21 protein-coding genes are annotated in these 19,593 nt (G+C 56.9%); 11 read left to right on the top strand and 10 right to left on the bottom strand.

The window, feature by feature from the left end; genetic code table 11:
* Positions 1-252: 252 nt before the first annotated feature.
* The 7 genes from PKO02S_RS22685 to PKO02S_RS22655 all read right to left on the bottom strand — a co-directional run bounded on the left by PKO02S_RS22685 (position 253) and on the right by PKO02S_RS22655 (position 6,535).
* Positions 253-1,533 (bottom strand): hypothetical protein, encoded by a 1,281-nt coding sequence (locus PKO02S_RS22685; RefSeq protein WP_127586471.1) that lies wholly within the window; start codon positions 1,531-1,533, stop codon positions 253-255.
* On the bottom strand, positions 1,520-2,095 hold the full coding sequence (locus PKO02S_RS22680; protein ID WP_127586469.1) for an RNA polymerase sigma factor: 576 nt from the start codon (positions 2,093-2,095) through the stop codon (positions 1,520-1,522). The genes PKO02S_RS22685 and PKO02S_RS22680 overlap by 14 nt, the downstream gene beginning before the upstream one ends.
* 220 nt (positions 2,096-2,315) lie before the next feature.
* A complete protein-coding gene (gene rplT / locus PKO02S_RS22675; RefSeq protein ID WP_127586467.1) occupies positions 2,316-2,669 on the bottom strand; it encodes a 50S ribosomal protein L20 in 354 nt (117 codons plus the stop codon).
* A 39-nt stretch (positions 2,670-2,708) separates the two neighbouring features.
* Entirely contained in the window at positions 2,709-2,912 is a 204-nt protein-coding gene (gene rpmI / locus PKO02S_RS22670; RefSeq protein WP_127586465.1) for a 50S ribosomal protein L35, read from the bottom strand.
* Between the two features lie 50 nt (positions 2,913-2,962).
* Positions 2,963-3,463: a translation initiation factor IF-3 gene (infC, locus tag PKO02S_RS22665; RefSeq protein ID WP_127586463.1), complete on the bottom strand. Its 501-nt coding sequence runs from the start codon at positions 3,461-3,463 to the stop codon at positions 2,963-2,965.
* A gap of 282 nt (positions 3,464-3,745) precedes the next feature.
* Entirely contained in the window at positions 3,746-4,981 is a 1,236-nt protein-coding gene (locus PKO02S_RS22660) for a glycosyltransferase family 2 protein (protein ID WP_127586461.1), read from the bottom strand.
* Positions 4,982-5,338: 357 nt separating this feature from the next.
* Positions 5,339-6,535, bottom strand: coding sequence for a glycosyltransferase family 4 protein (locus PKO02S_RS22655; protein WP_127586459.1), 1,197 nt, complete (start codon positions 6,533-6,535; stop codon positions 5,339-5,341).
* Positions 6,536-6,738: 203 nt separating this feature from the next.
* Here PKO02S_RS22655 and PKO02S_RS22650 point away from each other — a divergent pair, with 203 nt between their 5' ends.
* Both PKO02S_RS22650 and PKO02S_RS22645 read left to right on the top strand, forming a co-directional pair.
* Positions 6,739-7,266: a phosphatase PAP2 family protein gene (locus tag PKO02S_RS22650; RefSeq protein ID WP_127586457.1), complete on the top strand. Its 528-nt coding sequence runs from the start codon at positions 6,739-6,741 to the stop codon at positions 7,264-7,266.
* Positions 7,267-7,327: 61 nt separating this feature from the next.
* The gene (locus tag PKO02S_RS22645; protein WP_174819944.1) at positions 7,328-8,446 is read left to right on the top strand and encodes an MGDG synthase family glycosyltransferase; all 1,119 of its coding nucleotides are present in this window, start codon (positions 7,328-7,330) and stop codon (positions 8,444-8,446) included.
* 104 nt (positions 8,447-8,550) lie between these two features.
* Here the strand turns inward: PKO02S_RS22645 and trmB are convergent, their stop codons facing one another.
* Both trmB and PKO02S_RS22635 read right to left on the bottom strand, forming a co-directional pair.
* A complete protein-coding gene (gene trmB / locus PKO02S_RS22640; RefSeq protein ID WP_127586453.1) occupies positions 8,551-9,282 on the bottom strand; it encodes a tRNA (guanosine(46)-N7)-methyltransferase TrmB in 732 nt (243 codons plus the stop codon).
* 168 nt (positions 9,283-9,450) lie between these two features.
* Positions 9,451-9,657 (bottom strand): hypothetical protein, encoded by a 207-nt coding sequence (locus tag PKO02S_RS22635; RefSeq protein WP_127586451.1) that lies wholly within the window; start codon positions 9,655-9,657, stop codon positions 9,451-9,453.
* Positions 9,658-9,936: 279 nt separating this feature from the next.
* On the opposite strand from PKO02S_RS22635, the gene mnmL reads away from it, so the two are divergent.
* From mnmL to PKO02S_RS22595, 8 genes are all read left to right on the top strand, one after another.
* On the top strand, positions 9,937-10,899 hold the full coding sequence (gene mnmL, locus PKO02S_RS22630; RefSeq protein WP_127586449.1) for a tRNA modification radical SAM protein MnmL/YtqA: 963 nt from the start codon (positions 9,937-9,939) through the stop codon (positions 10,897-10,899).
* A 77-nt stretch (positions 10,900-10,976) separates the two neighbouring features.
* The gene (locus tag PKO02S_RS22625) at positions 10,977-11,672 is read left to right on the top strand and encodes a c-type cytochrome (protein WP_127586447.1); all 696 of its coding nucleotides are present in this window, start codon (positions 10,977-10,979) and stop codon (positions 11,670-11,672) included.
* A gap of 54 nt (positions 11,673-11,726) precedes the next feature.
* Positions 11,727-12,362 carry a tRNA 5-(aminomethyl)-2-thiouridylate-methyltransferase MnmM gene (mnmM, locus tag PKO02S_RS22620; protein ID WP_127586445.1) on the top strand — a complete coding sequence of 212 codons (636 nt, stop codon included), beginning with the start codon at positions 11,727-11,729 and terminating at the stop codon, positions 12,360-12,362.
* Between the two features lie 22 nt (positions 12,363-12,384).
* Positions 12,385-13,374, top strand: a complete 990-nt coding sequence (locus PKO02S_RS22615) for a type I phosphomannose isomerase catalytic subunit (protein ID WP_127586444.1) — start codon at positions 12,385-12,387, stop codon at positions 13,372-13,374.
* A 138-nt stretch (positions 13,375-13,512) separates the two neighbouring features.
* Positions 13,513-14,277 (top strand): sulfite exporter TauE/SafE family protein, encoded by a 765-nt coding sequence (locus PKO02S_RS22610; RefSeq protein ID WP_127586442.1) that lies wholly within the window; start codon positions 13,513-13,515, stop codon positions 14,275-14,277.
* A gap of 104 nt (positions 14,278-14,381) precedes the next feature.
* Positions 14,382-14,909: a signal peptidase I gene (gene lepB, locus PKO02S_RS22605; RefSeq protein ID WP_127586440.1), complete on the top strand. Its 528-nt coding sequence runs from the start codon at positions 14,382-14,384 to the stop codon at positions 14,907-14,909.
* 192 nt (positions 14,910-15,101) lie between these two features.
* Positions 15,102-16,385 carry a DegT/DnrJ/EryC1/StrS family aminotransferase gene (locus PKO02S_RS22600; protein ID WP_164821610.1) on the top strand — a complete coding sequence of 428 codons (1,284 nt, stop codon included), beginning with the start codon at positions 15,102-15,104 and terminating at the stop codon, positions 16,383-16,385.
* 36 nt (positions 16,386-16,421) lie between these two features.
* Entirely contained in the window at positions 16,422-17,807 is a 1,386-nt protein-coding gene (locus PKO02S_RS22595) for an MFS transporter (protein ID WP_127586437.1), read from the top strand.
* 174 nt (positions 17,808-17,981) lie between these two features.
* Here the strand turns inward: PKO02S_RS22595 and PKO02S_RS22590 are convergent, their stop codons facing one another.
* Positions 17,982-18,380, bottom strand: coding sequence for a DoxX family protein (locus tag PKO02S_RS22590; protein WP_127586435.1), 399 nt, complete (start codon positions 18,378-18,380; stop codon positions 17,982-17,984).
* Between the two features lie 129 nt (positions 18,381-18,509).
* Between PKO02S_RS22590 and PKO02S_RS22585 the strand changes: the two genes are divergently transcribed.
* Complete coding sequence (locus PKO02S_RS22585; RefSeq protein ID WP_127586433.1) at positions 18,510-18,839, top strand: winged helix-turn-helix transcriptional regulator; 330 nt, start codon at positions 18,510-18,512, stop codon at positions 18,837-18,839.
* The last annotated feature ends 754 nt before the right edge of the window (positions 18,840-19,593 follow it).

Genomic DNA, 19,593 nt, shown 5'->3' with positions numbered 1-19,593 from the left:
CACGGTAACGTGTGCCAGTCCGATTTCCCCTAATAATCCGGTCTGCTGAGTAGCAGCAATTGCCGTCTTTCAGGGAAACAGCTCCGAGGTGAGCTCGTCAACAAGGGATTATGGCTTAGGTTTCAGCGGTATCCTAAGCTCTCTGGAACATAAGGGCCCTAGTCACTTCGTCCTCATCATGGCCGATTGCACAATTGAATTCAATGTTAGACATTATTATATCATCCCGTCGCCATTAGTCAATACCTCCGGCTAAATTGGCGTATATCCGGTGTCCCGGATGACCCAGGCACCGTCCTTGGAGCGGACCAAGGTGACCGTCAACTTAAAGTCTCGGGTACCGGAGGCCATGATCACCTTAACCGTAAAGAGCATAGTATTCTCATCCTGCAACGTCAAAGCCGGCTGCTCCGCTGCCTTGATCGGCCCCGGAGGGAAAAGGTCCAGAATGCTGTACATAAACTGATAGCCGCCCAGCAGCGGGAAATACATCGCCTCCAGCTTGCCGCGCGCCTTTTCTTCCGTCAGGACCGCCTCCAGCCAGCCTTGCATCGCCGCTTTCACGGACGGGGCAACCGTCTTCTCGCCGATCCTTTCGCCTAAGGCAGAAATGGACGCATTATACGTGCCGTTCATCGCTTGCAGCCACGGATAAACCGATTGGGCATCTGCAGCCGAAGGCGTCTTGCCTCCGGACAGCTTCAGCTGCTCCAGCGGTCGGAGCGACTCACTCAACTCCTCCTTCATCTCGGCCAGCGGCGGCGGATCATCAAGCTTGGACTGCACCACGGCCGATACAAGCATACGCTCAGTTGTACCTTCCAATATGTCGCCCGTCACGATCGTGTATTCCGAAATCCGCACCGTCGCCGTCCCTGATCGGCCCGGCTCGCCGAACTTGCTCAGCTCACCCGGGCTTATTTGCAAGACTACGGCAGGCGGGAACGGCTTGCTGTTGGTATACGGCAGCTTTTTGGCGGACGGAGGGGCTGGTGTAAATAGGATTTGATTCGGATTATAGGCCTCGAAAAAGAAATGCTCACTTGTATATCGGAAGGTCCCGCTTAGCTCTTTGGGCTCTGAGGTTGCGCTGAATGTAATCGAGTAGGAATTCGAGCCGTGTGTCCCTTCCTTGATCGAGGCCACCCGCATCCCCCCGATCGAATCGCCGACCCGAACCTTGGCCGGATCAAAATGATACGGCTCCCCCGAGCCGGGAGATGCCGTTGGCGTTGGAGTGACCGTCGCTGTCGGGGAGGGGGTTGGTGACGGCGAAACGACTTGGTTCGGCGGCTCCGGGCCTTCTATTCGCTCGTTCATCCAGGAGCGCGTCTGGGGCAGCATGACGACGAACAAGAGCAGCGCCGCTATCGAGAGGCCCAGCGTTAGGAAACGCCGATACGCTCTTTTTTTCTTAGCTTCCGCACCTCTTAGCTTCCCTTCCACCGCTTGCATCTGCTTGACCGTAAAATTTCTCTTCTCGAACGGCCTTTGCTGCAACCGGCTATACCAATCCGGCTTAGACGGATCCATATTCGATACCCTCCTTCAACGCCTCGCCGACCTTCGCTCTGGCGCGATTCAGCCTGGATTTCACCGTGCCGAGCCGAATGCCCAGCAGCTCCGCCATCTCCCTCATCGGCATACTGTAGTGCGCCTCCAGGACAAGCACCTCGCGGTATTTGACCGGCAGGGACAGCACGGTTTCCCAGAGCCGGTCCGTCATCATCCGGTCCATAGCCTGCTGCTCGGCGGAAGCGGCGGTGTCTTTGCGGCTGACCAAGTCCATGAGCGTCACTTTGCGCCAATAAGCCGACTGGAGGTGGTTGAACGACTGGCGGCGGGTGATGGTCAGCAGCCATGTTTTGATGCTGCACTCTCCGCGGAAGCTGCCAATGTGCATGTAGGCTTTGACGAACACCTCCTGCGAGATATCATCCGCCGCCTCATGCCGCTTCGTCAGGAAGTAGGCATAGTTCCATATGTCTTCCCCGTACTTCTCCATGAGATGACGCAGCGTGTCCCCGTCCATTCGGCTGAGTTGTTTGAACCAATCTTCATCCACTTCGTTCACCTCTATAAAATTAGACCGCATACTCCTCTCAAAGGTTCCCGAAAAAGTAAATATCGATCAGAGAAAGTGTAAGCGACGGGAGTGACCCGGTTGTGGTGGGGGCGGCGAGGTTGCTGGACACGGTTAAGGTGACTGTTTTATTGCATTACCATTCAAATCTTGTTGGATAACACGCATGAGATATGTCAAAGAAGCCGCCCCTTCCGGGACGGCTTCCAACACGCTTACGCGTGAATATGGCTTAATTCGTTTGCTTCGCAGCGTTGGCCAGGCTAGTGAACGCCTTAGCATCGTTCACGGCCAGGTCAGCCAGCATTTTGCGGTTGATGTCGATGCCGGCTACTTTCAGACCGTGCATCAGCTTGCTGTACGACAATCCGTTGATGCGGGCAGCGGCGTTGATCCGCACGATCCACAGACGGCGGAAATCGCGTTTTTTCTGACGGCGATCCCGGTATGCGTACATCAGAGATTTCATTACTTGCTCGTTCGCGGTTTTAAACAGGCGGTGTTTGGAACCGAAGTAACCTTTCGCGAGCTTCAGTACTTTTTTATGACGACGACGAGTGACGAACCCGCCCTTGACTCTTGCCATTGTATTCTACCTCCTAGATATAGTGGACCTGCAAATAAATTAGCCTTTGATCAGGGACAACTGCTGCTTCAGGCGCTTCACGTCGCCGGTAGCCATGATCGGCTGGCCGCTGAGCGTGCGCTTCTGGCTTGGGGATTTCCCGTACATCAGGTGGTTCTTGTAAGCCTTGTATCTCATCACTTTGCCAGTACCTGTGATTTTTACGCGGTCTTTCAAGCTGCTGTGCGATTTCATCTTCGGCATATCGGTGGTTCCTCCTTAAAGTCATTCCCGTTCTCGGAACGGGCGATGCGTTATTGGGCTTGCTTAGGTGTCAAAATCATAATCATGCTGCGGCCTTCCAGCTTCGGCTTGCGTTCTACAACGGACAAGCTCTCCACCTCGGTCGCCATGCGCTCAAGAACCTTCTGGCCGATGCTCGCATGCGTAATCTCACGGCCCCGGAAGCGAACGGACAGCTTAACCTTGTCGCCGTCGTTCAGAAACTTGGAGACGTTGCGGAGCTTCGTCTGGAAGTCGTGCTCATCGATTGTGGCAGACAAGCGGATTTCCTTAATCTCGACCACTTTCTGATTCTTACGGGCTTCCTTGTCTTTCTTCTGCAATTCGTAACGGAATTTACCGTAATCCATGATGCGGCATACCGGCGGTTTGGCAGTCGGAGCTACATTGACCAGGTCGAGGCTCGCGTCGATCGCAATCTGCATCGCTTCGCGGATCGGCTTGATGCCCAACTGCTCGCCGTCGGCACCGATCAGGCGTACTTCCTTAACGCGAATCTCGTCGTTAATCATATGTTCCTTACTAATAACGTTCCACCTCCAGGGGATTATCTTGTGAATGCATGGCAAACAAAAAAGATGCAGGCAGGTGCAATACCGCCCACATCTCATCATCCTCATTACGCAAATTAACAAAATCCGTAAGAATGAACGTTATGCGTAGACCAGCCGACGAAGTCGGGCAGGTGAGAAGCGGGCGCCTCTGCTTTAAGCATATCTTGTTAAGACACTCTTGCTACTATAACACGCCGGTAACGCTCTGTCAATCGACAGCGGCAGCCGGCAGGCTCCAACCTAACCTTGTTTGCTCTGCAGCTCTTCCATCCGGATGACCCGCGTGTGCTGCGTATGGCTCCAGTTCTTGTTGTTCTGAGTGAAGAACGCATACGTCGTGATCGGCCACCAGGACGCCAAGAAGATCGGCAGCGTAATCAGAGACAAGTAAATTTTCCAGGACTTCACGCGCTCAAGCATCAGGGCAACCGGGAATTGCAAGTAAATGAATACAGTCAAGCCCATCACGAGGAAACCAGGCACATGCTCATACAGGGAAGCGAAATTCGGCTCGCCCGGCAGCATCTTGTCGCCGTACAGAATGGCGCTGAAGATAAAGCCCAGCATAACATTGTACACGTTGATCGTGTAGATCGCCGTGTCGATCTTGGACAAGCTCATTTCTTTGATCCCTTGCCACATGAGCGGGAAGAAATAACGGCGCGCGACGGCGAAATGCCCTTGCATCCAGCGCAGGCGCTGGCGGGCGGAAGCCTTGAATGTAATCGGCTTCTCGTCGAAAACGCGGGCGTCGTAGTTCATGACCGGATTGATGCCGCGCTGTACGCAACGGACGGTGAATTCCAAGTCTTCAACCAGGCTCGTGGCGCCCCAGCCCATTTCCTTGAGCAGGGTCGACTCGAAGCACATCCCGGTGCCGCCAAGATAGTTGGCAAGCCCCAGGTTCGTGCGCGGCAGCTGCCACAGCCGGTTGCAGTACCAGTATGTGACGCCGTAAGCAGCCGTAATCCAGGAATCGTGTGGATTCTTCGTATCCAAATAAGCCTGGATGACGCGTTTGCCGGCGCACAGATCGTTGTTCATATGCTGCAAGAAATCGAGGCTGACCAGATTGTCGGCATCGAGAACGACGACGGCGTCGTACGATCTCGGCATTTTCCACAATTCCTTGAGCATCCACTCCAGCGCATACCCTTTTCCGCGGAGCGTCGGATTCGTGCGGACACAGGCGTTCACGCCCATCGAGGCGGCGATCTCCGCCGTCCGGTCCGTACAGTTGTCGCAGATGACGAAGACGTCGTACAGCTCCTTCGGATACTCGAGCTTCTTCAGGTTCTCGATCAAAGCCCCTACGACTTGCTCCTCGTTATGCGCGGCGATCAGCACCGCGAACGATTTCTGAGCGGGATAATGCACCGTGCGCTTCTTCCGGACGTAGCCGAAGAAGGTGAAGAATAGTTGGTACGCGCCCATACAAGCAAGCAGCGCTTGCATGGTGAGAATAAAGGCATCCATCTCTAATAGCCCCCCTTTTTTGTAAATCTAGACCCTATTTCTCTCTATAAAGTGTTAAAGTGTTTCGAAGTGGTTAAGGTTGGAAAAATGCCCGTTGTAGTGACCGATTATGATTTTCCTATCTTTGCCCGCATTTGTCAAAATCCCTTTTTCGCTGCAAACGTTCAGATTACAGGGTATTGGGGACTTTATCCCGGTCGGGACTGACGGAGACGACGAATAGAGCGAATTCCTGCTCATTTTCGGGCGTTTGCTTCTTAATCGGCTTGTCTGACGGACAAGCCTGGGGGATATTCACTAGTATGCCGAGAAAAGGTCTGTGTCCCATTATACTCAAGCGCGACTGTCGAAACAATCTTATCGAAGTCCTATTTTAGGTCCAGTAACCGAAGACGATTCGACTTTTTTCGCCCTTGTCCCCCCAAGAACGCGGCAGTAGCTCTCGTATAGCTTATCAAAAACGCTCTCCCACGACTGCTTCAAACTATAGGCTCGGCCTTGCCTCGACAGCCTTCCGAGCAAATCCCTGTCGTAGAACAGCCGCAGCGCAGCGTCCCGATTCGCGACGACATCTCCAGACGAACACAAGAGCCCTGTCTCCTCATGCTGGATATTGTCGCGCACGCCGCCTGCAGCCGCGCCGATCACGGCCGTGCCGGACGCCATCGACTCGAGCACGACATTGCCGAAAGTCTCGGTAGCAGACGGGAACCAGAACACGTCAGCCGCCGCGTATAGCTCGGTAAGCGCCTTGCCCTCCAGGAATCCGATAAACGTAACGTTCCCCCGGTCTCGGTACACTTCCTCCAGCTCCTTGCGCTGCGGGCCGTCGCCTGCGATCAGCAGATGAGACTGCTCGCGGACGCGGGCGGGCAGCAGCTCGAACGCCTCCAGGAGCACATCCACGCTTTTCTCCGGCGCGACCCGTCCTACATAGAGATAAACGAATTTATCAGGCCCCACACCATGTCTTCTACGGACCGCCTCCCGATCGACCATCGGATGAAACCTCGAGACATCGACACCCCTCGACCATATTTCCAGCTTTTCGAATCCTTTGGCGTCCAAGTGCTCCAAAGTCGATTGCGAAGGGACATAGATTGCCCGGCACGACTGGTGAAACCAATGCATATACTTCCATAGCATCGGCTCCGCCCATTGAATTTTGTAAAAAGACAAGTATTGATCGAAATGAGTATGGTATGATGCTACTAGAGGAATGTAATGGCGGTGCGCATAGCGCTGACCGTACAAGCCCAGGTTGAACGGGGTCGCCACATGTATGAGGTCCGGCTGGAACTGTTCCAGCGACTGCCGGATCCGGTTGGGATTAGGGATGGCCAATTTGCACTCCGGGTATAATAGGAATGGTATGCTGAAAAACCGCATCAAGTCGGTAGAACGATTGCCGGCATCCACCGCTCCCGAGGATTGCGGCGCGAAGATGCGCAAGGAGACGCCCCGATTTTCCAAGTAGGCCGTCCAACGGCCAAGCGTACGAGCGACGCCGTTTACATCCGGCAAAAACGTATCCGTAAACAATGCTACCTTCATTCTTATTCCTCCCGTTACGAAAATACAGGCTATTCTATAGTATAACCATGGTTTGTTAGCGGGATATCATCGCAATATAATTTTTGAATTTATCACCCAGTTAATACAGCAAAAACAATCCGGTCTTATACTTCTAGTTGAAGCCTTCTCCGAGAGGCGCAATCCGAACGCATCCTTATTAAGACCGAGACGGAGGGAATCGTATGAGCCGTGTCGTCAGTTGGCTGCAGCAGCATGAGAACCAGTTGTTCTTCTGGGTCAACCGCCGCCTGCAGCACGCTATATTAGATCGAGCCTTCGCCGTAATCACCCACCTGGGCGGAGCGTCCGTCACCATTCTGGTATGCCTGTCGCTGCTGCTGCTGGCTTCCGGCGATTGGAGAATCGCCGCCTTGCAATCGTTGGTCGCTCTGATTGCCAGCCATCTGCCCGTGCATCTCGTGAAGAAGAAGTATCCGCGGAAGCGGCCTTATCTTGTTCACCCCGGGGTCAATCTGTGCAAAAATCCGCTGAAGGATCATTCCTTCCCGTCGGGCCATTCCACCGCCATTTTCTCTGTCATCGTCCCGTTCGTCGCCGTCGCTTCACTGCTCGGGCTCTTGCTCGTGCCGCTCGCTTTCGCCGTCAGCGTCTCCCGCATTTATCTCGGTCTTCACTATCCATCCGACTGCATCGCCGGCATCGTGCTGGGCTCCGCTACCGCATTCCTCTCGGTTGCATTCGTCGGCTGAAATCGATTATTGTAAATAGAAGCATGACTTGAGAGATTCTCCAAAGGTAAGGTGACGACTGTTGAGAAAGAAGCGGATCTTGCTGCTGTCCGAAGGCTTCGGTGCGGGGCATACGCAAGCGGCCCATGCGCTCGCCGTTGCCCTGCGCCGGCAATCGCCGGAGCTGCAGACGCGCGTTGTGGAGCTGGGCGCCTTCCTGCACCCGACGCTGGCCCCGTTGATCTTCAGCGCCTACCGCAAAACGATTGCTTCCCAACCGAAGCTATACGGCTACGTCTACCGTTCCCAATACAAGAAGTCGCTCAACCGCCTGACCCAACTGGCGCTGCATCGGATTTTCTACAGTCAGACCTCCGAGCTGATCCGGCAGTTGAAGCCGGACACGATCGTGTGCACGCATCCGTTTCCGAACATCGTCGTCTCCCGGCTCAAGCGGGCCGGCTTGTCGATTCCCTTATGTACGGTCATCACCGACTATGACGCTCACGGCACTTGGGTCAACCCCGAGGTGAACAAGTACCTGGTCTCGACCGCCGAGGTGAAGGAGAAGCTGCAGCTCCGCGGCGTGCCGCACAGCAAGATCGAGGTGACGGGCATCCCCGTGCATCCGAACTTCTGGCAGCAGCACAATCGCGAGGAGCTTCGGCAGAGCTTCGGCCTCCGTCCGATGCCGACCGTGCTCGTCATGGGAGGCGGCTGGGGCATGATGAACAGCAACGAGAACCTGATGGCCTATATGACGAACTGGCGGGAGCATATCCAGTTCCTGTTCTGCCTCGGCAGCAACGAGAAAGCCCGCGCCCAGCTTGCCGAAGAGCCGCTGTTCCAGCATCCGAACATCCGGGTGCTCGGATTTACCCGCGAGATTGACAAGCTGATGGACGTGTCCGACCTGCTGATCACCAAGCCCGGCGGCATGACCTGTACGGAAGGGCTTGCGAAAGGCATTCCGATGCTGTTCTACAACCCGATTCCGGGTCAGGAAGAGGAGAACCTGCAATACTTCACCGAGCTCGGGCTGGGGGAGCCGATCAAATCGCTCGAGACGCTGGATGCCCGATTCGATCGGTTGATCCGCGACTACCCCGCCGTCCAGGAGGAGCGACTGAACGCTACGCAGGAATGGCAGCTGCCCTACCAGCCGCATTATTGCTCGCAGGCCATCATGCAACTGCTGTAAGCGCATCGGACCCATCGGACCGCAATACAGGGCCGAACAGAAAGAACCTGATTGGAGCTGGGCTCCGGTCAGGTTCTTATGCGTTTCTTGGGTCTGCACCCTCGTTAGGTCTTGGGACTCGCATTGGTGGATTCGTCTGCCGACAGCTGCTCCAGATGACGGTGCAGGGCCGCTTCGCCCAGCACGACCTCGACGCGGTGAATCGGCATGCCGCGGCCGGAAAACTTGCTCTCGTATTCCGTCGTCACATTCCACTCGGGACATCCCTCGACATGCAAATCGAGCGAAATGTTCCGCATGCGCAAGCCCAGATCGGCGAACGTGTTCAGCGAAAACTCGAACAACGATCGCGAGTCGGTCTTGAAATGAATTTCACCCGCGGCGTTCAGCAGCTCCCGGTACTTGTGCAAGAATCCGGCATGCGTCAGCCGGCGGCGGGCATGCTTCTTCTTCGGCCACGGATCGCTGAAGTTCAAGTAGATCCGCTCGATCTCACCGGGCGCGAACGCCTCCTCGATGCGCTCAATGTTCATGCGCGCGAGCGCCAGGTTCGGCGGCGCAGCCCCATCCTCGAGATTCGCCGCGATACGGGCTTTCTCGCTGGCGCGGCGGACGAGCTCGTCGTACATGTCGACGCCGATGTAATTGACCTCCGGATGGCGCACGCTCATCTCAGAGATGAACTTGCCTTTGCCCATCCCGAGCTCGACGTGGATCGGCTTGCCGTTGCCGAAAAACTCCGCCCACTTGCCCTTGTAATCGGTAGGGGTCAGGACGATTAAGTCCTTCTGCCTTTCGATTTCTTCCAAGATCCCTTTTCTGCCTCTAAGTCGCATACAATCCGTTTCCTCCAAATCGAGCCGATAAAGCCGTTATTGCCACTTGTCTACAAGTTTGACTACATGCTCCATCATACAGGAAAAAGAAAACCTCCTCAACCGACCTTGGACGGGTCTGTGAGAAGGCTCGTGATCTATGGGATGCTGTTGAACGATCGACCGGCATTAAATATCAAGCGAGTGGAAATGCAGCTTCTCGCCTTCGGGGAGCAGAACGTGATCGATCTCGCGCTGCAGCTTCTTCTTGGCGCTCAGCACGACATTGCTGGAAGGATGGAATCGCTGTCCGCCGCTCAAAGCAAGCGCTTCTTTCACCGTAAGCTCAACCGTGATCTTGTCATTGCCATTCGCGAATTGTACGGAGTTGCTCATGGATATCACCTCTCGGATTTTTGGTTAAGTATGCCCATTGCTGTGCAATCGCATGAATCCTGGAACGCAGAGGAGTTGGTTGGCTGCTGCTATCTGGTTTTAATATAACACATCATGTTAGGTATTTCAAGGGTAAAACATGATAATAACGCCCTTTTTCAGCATTAATATGTGCGCGATTTTTGAGGGTTCATGTAAGGTTTTGCGGGAGCCTTGTTGGTGTAAAGTCCGCCGCTTTGCTACAATAGGGGGAGAAGCCAGAGAAGGAGCAATTCCGAAATGATCAAGCAGCCCCCCTCCTCGCTCGAACCCCCGCTGCTGTGGGGCGACAAGCGGTTTCATACATGGAATTACGAGATGCGCGAGCAGTTCGGCACGAAGGTGTTCAAGGTTATGCTCGACGCGGGCTTCACATGCCCGAACCGGGACGGGACGATCGCGGCCGGCGGATGTACATTCTGCAGCGCGAGAGGCTCGGGCGATTTCGCCGGCAGCCGGCGGCAGGACCTGGTGACGCAATTCAACACGATTCGCGGCTTGCAGCACCAGAAATGGCCGGAAGCGGCCTATATCGGCTATTTCCAGGCTTATACGAATACGTACGCTCCTGTGGAGGAGCTGCGAGAGTACTTCGAGGTCATTCTGCAGCAGCCCGGCGTCGTAGGGTTGTCTATCGCGACGAGACCGGATTGTTTGCCGGACGATGTGATCGAGTATTTGGCGGAGCTGAATGAACGGACTTATCTGTGGCTCGAAATGGGGCTGCAAACCGTGCACGAGGAAACGTCGACGCTCATCAACCGGGCGCACGATACCGAGTGCTACCTGGACGCCGTCGCACGCCTGCGCAAGCATAACATTCGCGTCTGCGCCCATATCATCTACGGGCTGCCGGGCGAGACGCACGAGATGATGCTGGACACCGGACGGGCCGTGTCGCGGATGGACGTGCAGGGCATCAAGATCCACCTCCTGCACCTGATGCGCAAAACCCCGATGGTGAAGCAGTACGAAGCCGGGCTGCTGCGTTTCCTTGAGAAGGACGAGTACATCAAGCTGGTCGTTGACACGCTCGAGTTTTTGCCGCCCGAGATGATCGTTCACCGGCTGACCGGAGACGCTCCGCGCGAGCTGTTGATCGGTCCGATGTGGAGCCTGAAGAAGTGGGAAGTGCTGAATGCGATCGACGCGGAGCTGCTGGCGCGCGGGACATGGCAGGGAAAATATTGGCGCGGGCGGTAATGGCGGAAGGAAGTCGGGCGCCGATCATCGAATGAGGTAGGGATGAAGGACCAACCAACTACCGGGGGGCGATCGGAATGGAAATCCAAGAGCAAGGCTCGAAGCGCAATTGGAAACACCGCACTCGTCGTATGTTGCTGCCTGTCGCCGCTGTCGCTTTGGGCGTGATGCTGTCCGCTTGCGGCGGCGACTCCAAGGAAGGCTCGCCGTCGACCGGCAGCCCGACGTCGCCCGTGAAGCCGGTCGAGCCGGCTACAGCGACGGCTTCGCCAACGCCGGCCCAAGCCGCAGGCGCCTCGGTGTCGCCGACCGCGAGCGCCGCTGCGACCGTCGCGCCGACGGCAAGCGCGCCTCCGGCGATCACGACACCGGCTCCGGCCGTGACGACCGCGCCTACGGCGACGCCTGCTCCGGCTACGCCGACACCGGCAGCGACTGTCGCACCGACTGTCGCACCGACTGTTGCACCGACTCCGACGGCTACCTCGGCTCCGACGCCGACCCCTACGCCAGTTGCGACTCCAACAACCCCTGCGCCGACTGTGAGGGCGGTTCAGGCGGACGCCGTGTACAAGACGAGCTGCCTAGCCTGCCACGGCGACCAGCTGCAGGGCAAGTCCGGTCCGAACTTGACGAAGGTAGGCGCGCGCAAGACGAAGGAGCAGATCGTAACGCAAATCACGAAGGGCGGCCGCAGCATGCCGGGCTTCGAGAGCTCGCTTGATGCGGCCTCGATCGAAGCGCTCGCCGACTGGCTGGCGGCTATGCAATAACCAAGCAAGCTTAAGAAAATCGAATGAACGGAATGGAACGAGGCGTCTGAAGCTATGGGATTCAAATCGGTATTAAGCATCGCGCAGCAATGGGTGGCCGAAAGGCTGTCGGCCGGCGACACCGCCGTCGACGCCACGGCCGGGGGAGGCGTCGACACGCTCTTCTTGTGCCGGACGGTCGGTTCGGCCGGCAAGGTGTACGCGTTCGACGTGCAGGAACGCGCGCTCGAGCAGGTGCGGCGCCGGCTGGAGGCGCAAGGGTCCGACGGGCGGCACGCCGCACCGTCGCTGCTGCTGCGCAGCCACGACGAGCTGCTCGAGGCGCTGCCTGCGGGAGACATCGGCCGCGTCGGCGCGGTCATGTTCAACCTCGGCTACTTGCCCGGCGCGGAGACCGCGCCTGAGCAGCAGTCGGCGGCCATGCCGCTCGTGATTACCCGCCCGGAGACGACGCTGCCGGCCCTCGAAGCCGCGCTGCAAGCGCTGAAGCCGGGCGGGATCGCGACGGTCGTGCTGTACAGCGGCCATGAGGGAGGCGGCACCGAAGCCGAGGCCGTACAGGCTTGGGCGGAAGCTTTGCCGCAGGAGCGCTACCAGACCGTCTGCTACCGGTTTATCAATGCCAAGGCAGAGGCGCCTTATTTGATCGCGGTGCTGAAGAAGCCGCAGACCCAATCGACCCCCAACTAGATTAGGAGTGACTGGACTTATCATGACGAATTCAACGACTGTCAAGCCTTATCCCCTGCTGTTCCAACCGCTGCTCAAGGAGCGTGTATGGGGCGGCCGTTCGCTGGAGCAATTCGGGCTCGAGCTGCCGGAAGGGCCGATCGGCGAAGGCTGGATGATCGGCGATCATCCGAACGGTACGACGCGCGTCGTGAACGGCGCCTTTGCCGGCGCAGGGCTGGACGACGTGCGCAAGCAATATGGAGCTTCCTTCTTCGGCACGAAGGGCGAAGAGTTCACCGGCGACAACGGCCGCTTCCCACTGCTGATCAAGCTGCTGGACTGCAACGATGACTTGTCCGTGCAGGTGCATCCGGACAACGGCTACTCGAAGCTGCCGCCGGGCGAGCTTGGCAAGACCGAGATGTGGTACGTGCTTGGCGCCAAGCCGGGCTCCAAAATCATCTACGGCCTGCAGCCGGGCAAATCGCGGGACGATGTGGCACGCGCCTTGCAGGACGGCACGATCATGGATGTGCTGCAGCTTGTGGACGTCCAGGCCGGCGACTCGTTCTACATCCCGGCCGGTACCGTTCACGCCTTGTGCGCGGGCGTGCTCGTAGCCGAGATTCAGCAAAACTCCGATACGACTTACCGTCTCTTCGATTACAACCGCCCCGGCCTGGACGGCAAACCGCGCGAGCTGCATATCGAAGATTCTTTGAACGTCATCGCCTACGAGGGCAGCGGCGCGACCCGCATGACGACGGAGCTGGCGGCGCCGCAGCAGTGGCTGACGCTGGCTGAGTCTCCTTACTTCCGCGTCGAGAAAGCGAAAGTCGAAGGCGAATGGAAGCTCAGCACGACGCCCGACAGCTTCGTCATCCTCGTCGTCTGCGACGGCGGCGGCGAAGTGACATGGCCGGACGGCCGGATCGGCGTCAAGCCGGGCGACTGCTTGCTGCTGCCGGCTTCGCTTGGAGACTATGCGCTCGAGGGAGCATTTACGGTGCTTCGCAGCTATTTGCCCTAACCGTCTTCTCGCTTGCAAGCGAAGCCTTGGCTCCGAGAGCCGGGGCTTCCTTTTTTTGATGATGCCGCCGACGGTCCGCTGGATTATAATATAGGTTGACTCATCCAGATCACCCCTCATAGGAGACGATAAACTGCAATGGAACACCCCTCGCTAGAAATGCTTATTTTCCTAGTTACAGCCGGCTTTTTGGCTTCGTTCATCGACTCGGTCGTAGGCGGCGGCGGTTTGATCTCCGTGCCCGCGCTGCTGTTGACCGGTCTGCCGCCGGGGATGGTGCTCGGCACGAACAAGCTCGGCGGCACCGCCTCTTCGCTGACAAGCTCGACCTCCTTCCTCCTCTCGGGGAAAATCAATAAAAAGCTCGTCATGTGGCTATTCCCGCTCTCTTTGCTCGGCTCGGTCGGCGGCGCCTTCCTGGTCAAGCTCATTCCGGGCGATTCGCTCCGGCCGATCGTCGTCGTGCTGCTCATTCTCGTAACGCTGTACACCCTGTTCAAAAAAAATTGGGGCAGCATCTCCACCTACCGCGGGCTGGGCAAACGAGCAGCCTGGTTAAGCGCAGTCGTCGCGCTGGTCATCGGGTTGTATGACGGCTTCTTCGGGCCGGGTACAGGCTCGTTCCTGATCTTCGCCTTCCTGCTGCTGGGCTTCGACTTCGTCGGGGCGGCCGGCAACGCCAAGGTGCTCAATCTCGCCAGCAACCTGGGCAGTCTGGTCACATTCGCCTGTCTCGGCTACGTGAATTACTACTACGGCATCCCGATGGCCATCTCGATGGTAGTCGGAGCGCTAATCGGCTCCCAGTTCGCCATCCGGCGAGGAGCAGCCTATGTGAAGCCGCTGTTCATCCTCATATCGACGTTATTGATCGGCAAGCAGCTTTGGGATTTCATCATCTAACAATCGGATTAGGAGTCCCTATTTTGACTCGCCCGACCGAACATGCTTTAATAGAATGATAGACAGGGGGATCCGCGAACAGTGGAAAGGAGATTGCCATACCCATGCAGCAGCAGCGCAAAAAATCGTTCATTCGGGAATGGGTCGTCCCGCTCGCCGTGGCCGTCCTTCTAAGCGTCCTGGTCCAAACTTATGTAGCGCAAGCCGTCAAAGTCCCAACCGGCTCGATGGAGCCGAATATTGAAATCAATGACCGGCTTATTATGGAGAAGCTGGTCCCGCTCACGAACTGGCAACGCGGCGACATTGTCGTATTCAACCACGATGCCGACGGCAAAGGCGTGGTGCGGTACGTCAAGCGGCTGATCGGTCTGCCGGGCGATACGATCGAGGTGCGCGACGGCGTCCTGTTCCGCAATGAAGAGAAGGTCGACGAGCCGTATGTGAAGCAAGCGATGAGCTATCGTTTCGGTCCGGTACAAGTGCCGGAGGACAGCTATTTCTTCATGGGCGACAACCGCAACGATAGCTACGACGGCCATCTGTGGCCGAATCGTTTCGTTCCGAAGAGCGAGCTCGTAGGGAAAATCATTTTCCGCTACTACCCGTTCAATCAAGCAGGCACTCTATAAACGTACTAAATGCAGCAGCCTTTCCATTCATCCGACCGATGAAGCCGGAAGGCTGTTTGTTGCGAATGGCGAAATATGGACATGAAAAAGAAGTGCCTCGGACCGCGGAATCGTTTAGAATAGAAGATGTATAAAGATGTATTGTACTTGTATCTATTTTATTCTAACATGAATTCGAAAAGAGGGAAAACCATGTCCAAGCTGGCTATCGACGGCGGTACGCCCGCCCGCAGCAAACCGTTGCCCCCGAATTACCCAGGTGCTGTCGTATTGGGTCAGGAGGAGGCAGACTTCGCTTCCAAGGTTATCATGTCCCAGTCACCGTTTCGCTACTATTCCCCGGATCCGCAATATGCGGTCGAGCAGCTTGAAAATAGGATGAGCGCCGACCTGGGCGTCCCCTATACGCTGGGCGTTACGTCTGCAACTGCCGCCCTGGTCGTATCGCTGAAAGCGCTTGGCATCGGCTATGGCGATAAAGTCATCGTCCCGGCCAACACGTTCCTCGCCACCCCCGGCGCGGTCGTCTGCTGCAATGCGGTGCCGGTGTTCTGCGACGTCGACGAAAGCCTGAATCTCGATCCGAAAGCGCTTGAGCAAGTGTACGACGACGAAGTGAAGGCGATTATCGCCGTGCCGATTCTCGGCAATCCCGTCGATATGGATCCGATCATGGCGTTCGCGCGCAGCAAGGATATCCCGGTGATCGAGGATGTCGCCCAATCGTGCGGCGCTACTTACAAAGGACAGCCGGCGGGTTCGATCGGGACGATCGGGGCGTTCAGCTTCCAGATGAACAAAATCATCACAGCCGGCGAAGGCGGCGCCGTCGTCACTCGCGACGTCAAGCTGTTCGAACGCGCGGTGCGGTATCACGACCAAGGGCTGATGCGCCATCACACCCGCTACGGGATCGATTCGCCGGACGACCAGTTCGCCTTCGTCGGGCAAAACTACCGGATGAGCGATATTACGGGCGCGGTCATGGTCGAGCAATGGAAGAAGCTCCCTTCGATCGTCGCAGCGATGCGGCAATGCCATGACCTTATTCGCGACGCGGTGGCTGAGAAGTTCCCTGAGATCCAGTTCCGGCATTGCCCGGATCCGGATGCGGGGTACATCGGCTCGAATCTCGGCATCATTATGCCGACGAAGGAAGCGACCGCTCAGTTCAACAAGGCAATTGGCGCAGAGAATATCGGGATGCACATATTGTATGCCGGCTTGCCCGCCTACCGCACTCCCGCCATCTACAACCAACGGACCGCGGACAAGGATAATTTCCCGTTCAACTATCCGTTCCGGAAGCCTGTCGTTTATTCCGACGACCTCTGCCCGCGCGCGATCGATCTGATTCCGCGGACGACCTACCTCCCGATCTCGCCGGTTCTGACCGAGCAGGACGTGGAAGAAATCATCGGCGGCTTCATCAAAGTATACGCGGCACTCCGGGATCGTCAGCTCATCGGGCAATAAGCCGCCGGACTTCAATCGCCGCCTCGAGAGGAACTTATGTCTAATCAGCCGCTTCCCAATCGCTGGGTCATTATGCAGATCGTCAATCTCGGCACGTTCATGACGACGCTCGATGTCGGCATCGTCAACTTGGCGCTGCCGACGATGGCTTATGAATTCACGACGACGCTGTCTTATGTGCAGTGGGTCGTCACCGCTTATTTGCTCTCCATGGTCGCTCTGCTGCCGATTCTGGGCAAGCTGTCCGATCGGCTCGACCGCCGGCAAATTTACAGCTGGGGCTTCTTCGTCTTCGGCATCGGTTCCCTGCTCGCCGCCGTCGCCACCAGTCTCACGACGGTCATCATCGCCCGCTGCGTGCAAGGGATCGGCTCCGCCATGGTCATGGCGAACAGCCAAGCGATGGTGCGCGCCATCTTCCCCGATCACGAGCGGGGCAAGGCGCTCGGGACGAACACGATCGTTATGTCGATCGGCACACTGTCCGGCCCCGCGGTCGGCGGCTTCCTGATGGAGCTGGGCGGCTGGCCGCTGCTGTTCTGGATCAACGTCCCGCTCGGCGTCGTCGGGCTGTACCTCGGGCTGCGCATGTTCCCGCAGACGGAGCGGTCGGCCCAGCCGCTCGACGTGTTCGGCTCGCTGCTGCTCGCCCTGGCGACATCTCTCTTGCTCTATGCCTCGGTCGTCACCGAGCAGGCGGGCTTCACCTCCACCGTGATCTGGATGGGGACGATCGGTCTGCTGTTGATTGTGGTCCTACTGCTCTACGAGCGCAAGCTGGAGCACGGTATTCTGGACCGTGTGCTCTATGCGAATCCGTATATCGGCATAGGCAATTTATCCGCGTTTCTGTTCTATGCCGCGCAGATGGCTTCGCTGATTCCTATTACGTTCTACATGCAGAGCGTGCTGCAGCTCTCGACACAGACGACCGGTCTCCTGTTGGCTATCCAGCCGGTGTTCATGGGGGTGATGGGGCCGATATCCGGCTGGTGCCGCGACCGTTATGGCGCGCGCATCCCTACGACAATCGGCGCGCTCTTGTGTACATTCGCGATGCTGCCCGTGATGATCGGCAACGAGGTGTCGATGCTCGACATCATCGCCTACTGCTCGTTGTTCGGACTCGGCACCGGGCTGTTCCTCGCCTCGAACAACGCCGACATTATGGGCAATGCGCCCGCCGCCAAAGCAAGCCTCGTGGGCAGCATGCTCGCGCTCATCCGCTACCTCGGCATGATCGTCGGGATCGCATTGGCGGTTTTGCTCGTCGGCCATCTGGGTGGCGTGGCGGTTGATGCCGCTGAGCTCGCTCCGAAGGTGCGCGTGCTGTTCTCGATTTGCGCCTTGTTCGCACTGATCTTGACCGGCTTCAGTCTGATGCGTCCGCGCAAGCGGTCGGTTCCAGTGAAGGCGACCTGAAGCGCTTAGGCGTTTGGCGGCGCAGGCATATTGTTCACGAATAGCAAGAAGCTTCCAGCCCACTCTCGGAGTGGTGATGGAAGCTTCTTTTGCTGCGGCCCTGTTTGCCACTTGAACCGGAACAGGAACTCCTTTAAGATGGGGGAGAAGGTTCGCTTGAGGCTTACGCAGGACTTAGAAAAGCAGGTGATCGAGCGAGTAAGTTCCCGCTCCCGAGAAGGCCACGCCCACGGCAGCGGCGATCAGGATGACATTGTACTCGATCCCGCCGGAAGTAACCCAGAAGCCGTTTTTGCCATGCACTTTCACGATGGCGACGAGCATCGCGAGGACGATCATCGCGGATGCGGCCGGGGTCAGGAGACCTGCCGCGAACAGCAGTCCGCCGCCGGCCTCGAGCAAGCCGGCCATGACGGCCATGAACACGCCGGGACGGATGCCGATCGATTCCAAGAACCCTCCTGTTCCTTTTGGCCCGTAACCGCCGAACCATCCGAACAGCTTTTGCGCACCGTGACCGAAGAACGTCAATCCGATAACCAGACGAATAATCAACAACCCTGTAGCTAACATGAAATCCAGCTCCTTTAATATATTTTTGTTTGTTTCTTACTTTTTGTTAGTGTATCTGTTATGTATATTACCGAGGTTACTTACTTTTGTCAAGTAACTATGTTATAATTATTTCAGGAGATGATGCATATGGATTCCCATGAATCTACTCATAATGAGCATCTGTGCCCTAAATTCGAGAATGCGTTTGAAATTTTGGGCAAACGTTGGACCGGCCTCATCATCCGTGTGCTGCTGCAAGGGCCTAAGCGGTTCAAGGATATATCCGCGATGATCCCGGCGATGAGCGACCGGATGCTGACCGAGCGGTTCAAGGAGCTTGAGCAGCAAGGAATCGTCAACCGCCACGTGTATCCGGAGATGCCGATCCGTATCGAATATGAGCTGACCGAGAAAGGCCGCGCGCTGAACAAGGTGATGGAAGAAGTTCAGAAGTGGGGCGACACTTGGCTGTGTTAAGGGTTGTTGGATAGTTGGTTAGCACATAAAAACCGTCCAAGCTTTGGACGGTTTTTATGTGCAGAGGAAAGCCCGGATCCGAATAAGCTTGGCTTCACAGATTGAGAACGTAGGGACCCGAATTGTCGTGCTGGAATGTGGTGGGGATGGGGAGTCGAGCGTAACGATAGTAGATGCAACCCCAGAGCGCCGAACGCCAAGTACCCTCTGGATGCAGTCCGAACAAGTCGGACTCCAGACACCGATGCCGCGACGCGGCGCCATGGATGATGAAAATCAGGCGGATTTGGGGAAGAACAAGCACAGTTACTTAAAGGGCGACCGGCTGGGTTGCATCTACAGTAACTTCCGACTTCATCTCCAGTTTTCCGCACGACACTTTCAGCCCCTACCAGTTACTCCCGACCTCAATCCCCAGTTCCTGCACGACACTTTCAGCCTCTACCCGTTACTCCCGACTTCAATATCCAGTCTCCCGCACGACACTTTCAGCCTCTACCAGTTACTCCCGACCTCAATCCCCAGTTCCTGCACGACAATTTCAGCCTCTACCAGTTACTCCCGACCTCGATCCCCAGTTCCTGCACGACACTTTCAGCCTCTACCAGTTACTCCCGACCTCAATCCCCAGTTCCTGCACGACAATTTCCATTTTATACCAGTTATTCTCGACCTCAATCCCCAGTTTCCGCACGACACTCTCGGGTCCAGCCAGTAACCAGGCTTTGCAGCCCTTTCTCCTTCCCCACCCAAC

This window comes from Paenibacillus koleovorans NBRC 103111 (genome assembly GCF_004000845.1).
GTDB lineage: Bacteria > Bacillota > Bacilli > Paenibacillales > NBRC-103111 > Paenibacillus_AA > Paenibacillus_AA koleovorans.
Note: the sequence above shows the minus strand (reverse complement) of the source record. Positions and strands in the feature narration are given on the sequence as shown.